This window comes from Candidatus Woesearchaeota archaeon (assembly GCA_027858315.1).
In the GTDB taxonomy this organism is placed as follows: Archaea; Nanobdellota; Nanobdellia; order Woesearchaeales; family UBA583; genus UBA583.
Genome location: JAQICV010000007.1, coordinates 1 through 3,791, shown reverse-complemented (window position 1 = coordinate 3,791; position 3,791 = coordinate 1). Strand labels below are relative to the sequence as shown.

The window sequence follows — 3,791 nt, the reverse complement described above, 5'->3', positions numbered from 1 at the left end:
TTTTTGATGAGGATATATCTTATGTACGACCTATAGCTATGACTTTGAAAAAGGCCTTAAACATCTACTCTATTATTTGCTAAAAACACCTGATAACCCTTTTACATAATTAGTACTATTATATTAGAAACTAAGTTTAAAAGGGTTAAGAATGGCTAAAGATAAGATTAAAAATACTAATATAAAGAATAGGAGCAAAAAAGGACTTCTTAAGTACTTTAATATTTCCACTAAGAAAACAAAAGATTATCCTAATGGAATAGCCCCAGGAAAAGAGATCAAAGACACTTCCAATAATAAACTAGACAAATTAGTACCAATCAATTTTCCTAATGATTTAAAAAAAACTTGGGAGTTTTTTGAAAAAGATTTTATGATTTCCAATAAACACAATACTCCAGAGAAAAGACAAACTAGAGATAGAGAACTTAGATTTATGGTATCAAATGGTGGATGGATGAGTAGTGCTACTCAAATATATACTAATGAAACTACCCAGTCCGACTCTCAAGATAGGATTATAGGGATAAAAGGTACTAAAAAAGGTACTGAATCTTATTTTTATAAATGGCTAAACGATATAGGACTAAAAAATAGCACAATACACTCACTAGCCTATGATCTAACTGTTTATGGTAATGCTATCTACATTAAAAGCGTTGACTTAAATGGTGCTGGAATCACACAGGTAACAGCTATAGACCAATCTGAGTGCAAAGATGTTATAGAGTTTCAAGGTGTTAGAGTTAAACAGGCTATGAAAGATAATCAATCTTATATAACAGTAAGAGATAGATATGACTCTATTAAAAAACTATCTCGGCTCTTTAATCAAGAAATGTTAACAACGGATTATGCCCTTTGGTATCAGAACTTTATTTTTGGTTATACTATAGGTGATAATATTCTCCCTCCTTGGTCTGTAACACATTTTAGAAGACAAACTATAGAAAGTGAATTTTACCCTTATGGTAAGCCTATGTTCATAGAATCTCTTGCACCTTATAAATCCTTTAAAACTACAGAAATGCTAGTTGATATGGCTAGACCAGCATCATTTCCTACTAAAGTATTTGAGATTCAAGGGTCTGAGGATATGACAGAGGGTGAGCTGTTTCAAAAAGTAAATGCTGTCCGTCAAATGTATCAAAATATCACTGAAGCTTCTAAAAATAAAGATGAGATTTCAGTAGGAGAGTCTATATTTAGTGTTAAAGGTTTTGTAGAGTTTAAACAATTTGAAAGTAGGATGGATCTTAATGACATAGCAGATCTTGATGCTAAGAAAAAAGACTTAATTTACTCTACAGGAATACCAGAGGGTATTATAGATACTACTCAAAGCTCATGGGGAAGTAGTGGTCAAGCATTATTACAACAATCAAAAATTGTAGCTAGAAACGTCTATCCTTCACAAACTACTTTTATAGAAAATATAGCTAATGACTTTAAAATACATCTTATGTTAACTGGAGATTTACAAGGTGAAGATACAGAATTTGAAATCTACATGAACTATCCTGTAATTGAAGAATCAAGTGATAGAATGCGATTAAAATCTGACTCAATTAGACTAGCAAATGATATACTAGCTAATCTAGGAACGTCTTTAGGATTAGATAGAGGCGAAGCTCTACCTTCGAGTGTTGTAGCTGATGTTTTTGGTCAATACTCATTTTTAGATATGGAAGAAGTAGGCGGTTGGGTATCAGATTATGAGAAAAATCAAGAGATACAAGAAAACTATAAAGCTATATTAGAAAAAATAGAAGATGAGGATGAGAAAGCTCTATTCATAAAAGAAGCTGAAAAGTTTAAAGCTATTAAACACTCATTTTTAAGAAAGTTAAATTATGGAAAAGTAAATCAAAAACTAACAGAGAAAATAGATGAAAGACTAAGTGAAGAAGTTGTTAGAGAGGTATACTTTGCAAGTAAAAGATCTAATAATCTAACTGAAGGTGTAAGTCTAAGTGGAAAACATTATATGTTAACTAAAAACTCAGAGCAAAAAGGCTCAATATTTAATCTTGTTAAAGAAGAAAAAGCTGTTAAATCTATGAAATTAAGAGAGGAAGAGGATAATAAACGAGATTAACAAAAGACCACCTTATAGAAGGTAAAATTATTAAGAAAGGTACAGAAATAAGAATTAAGGAATCTAATACTATTCCTAGTAAATATTCTTTATCTTTTATTCCTTCTAGTGATGACAGTACCCATGGTAGTCAGTTTGACGTATTTAATAAAGATCAAGAGTTTATAGGCATGATAGATTTTAGTGATACAGATTCTAAAGGCTATATAGAAATACATAGAATATATTTAGAGAGGTCTCAGCAGAAAAAAGGTTATGGTCAAAAGATTATTTATGATGTATTAAACTTTACAGGAGCTAAAGGCTTTGAACTATATCCTTTAGATTTTGCACCTTGGATAAAAATGGGAATGGTTTTTGATGGTGACTATGTAACTATTTCTAAAGAAGATTTTTTAATAAACAACAGTGGTAAACTATAGAAAATAACCTATTTTACAAAGTTGTACTATATTACTATAAAGCAAATATAGAAAGGAAAATATATGGTTAATAAATTTACAGAAGGACTAGAAAAGGTTGGGGATAGATATCGTATATATGAGAATGTAACAGTATCTAAAGATGATCTAGTGGAAGTCCCTATAAAAGAAGGTACTATAGTTGAGACTGCAAGCGGTTCTAAACAACTTGTTAAAAGTTATAGGATGAATGTATGGGAACAGATAAATAAAAATAAAAATGGTAGAAACTATGATACTATTTTTGAGTCAGTTCTAGGTGAGAAAAAAGTCACATTAGGTTTAATGAATCATCCTGAAGGTGATGCTGATGGAAGTCCTAAAGATATATGGTCAGTTCAAAAGAATCCTTTAGTTGAAAATGGTTGGTTAACAGCTCAAATTGATTTAGTAGGTGACTATGGACAATTAGCAGAAGATGTATTAGAAAAAGGTGGATCAATTTGTATTTCAAGCTCCTGTTTAGGTAGAGTCTCTGAGTCAGGTCAAATAGAGAAACAAGGCTTTCTACTTGAGAGATATGGGGATTGGGTTTTAAATCCTTCCAATGGCTTCAATCACTATAAAAATGAAATGCAAGAATCAACAAAAGAAGCTGTTACAGAAAATAATACTATTATAGTAGAGAATACTAATAATGATAAAGAAAAATTAAAGGAGACTATAACAATGAGTGATAATAGATTAGTTAAACTAAATCTTAAAGGTATGATTAGAGAAGCTGAAAAAGCTAGTTCTAATAAAGAAAAGTTAGCTCTTTTAGAAGAGGCACTTTCATTTTGTGAAGATGAGGATTTAAAAGATATTAAAGAATCTGTAGAAGCTAAGATTGAAACTATTTCTGAATCTATACAAAATAGAGCAACAGAAGCTGATGTTTTAGAAGAGTCTGTAAAAGAAAAAGAAAAAGAAGTTTCTACTGTTAAAGAAGCCGTAGGTGCTAAAGCTCTTGAAGTTACAAAATTAGTAGCAATTACTGAATCTATTAAGAAAGATTTTAATAAGAATAAAGCTATTTTAGAGAGTCAAACAGAACTTAAAGAAGAAGCTGAAAGTAAATTAGTAATACTAGAGAGAGATAATTCAGATCTTATTCTAAAAACTTCTATCTTAGAAAGAGACTTAGCAGAGGCTTTAAAACTTAAAGAAGCTGATAAGAAAGACGATGAAGAAGAAAAAGAAATGGAAGATGAAATGAAGGACATGACTAAAGAAGAGAAGGCTGAGTATAA

3 protein-coding genes are annotated in these 3,791 nt (G+C 30.5%); all 3 read left to right on the top strand.

Annotated features, from left to right (window positions below; genetic code table 11):
* Positions 1–151: 151 nt before the first annotated feature.
* On the top strand, positions 152–2,098 hold the full coding sequence (locus PF569_00385) for a hypothetical protein (GenBank protein ID MDA3854684.1): 1,947 nt from the start codon (positions 152–154) through the stop codon (positions 2,096–2,098).
* Positions 2,099–2,196: 98 nt separating this feature from the next.
* Positions 2,197–2,520: a GNAT family N-acetyltransferase gene (locus PF569_00380; GenBank protein ID MDA3854683.1), complete on the top strand. Its 324-nt coding sequence runs from the start codon at positions 2,197–2,199 to the stop codon at positions 2,518–2,520.
* A gap of 63 nt (positions 2,521–2,583) precedes the next feature.
* Positions 2,584–3,791 (top strand): hypothetical protein (locus PF569_00375; GenBank protein MDA3854682.1); only part of this gene is annotated, 1,208 nt, incomplete at its 3' end.

What these genes read in the sequence shown, in the direction of transcription:
- PF569_00385 (MDA3854684.1), top strand. Translation starts at nt 152, where the DNA reads ATGGCTAAAGATAAGATTAAAAATACTAATATAAAGAATAGGAGCAAA.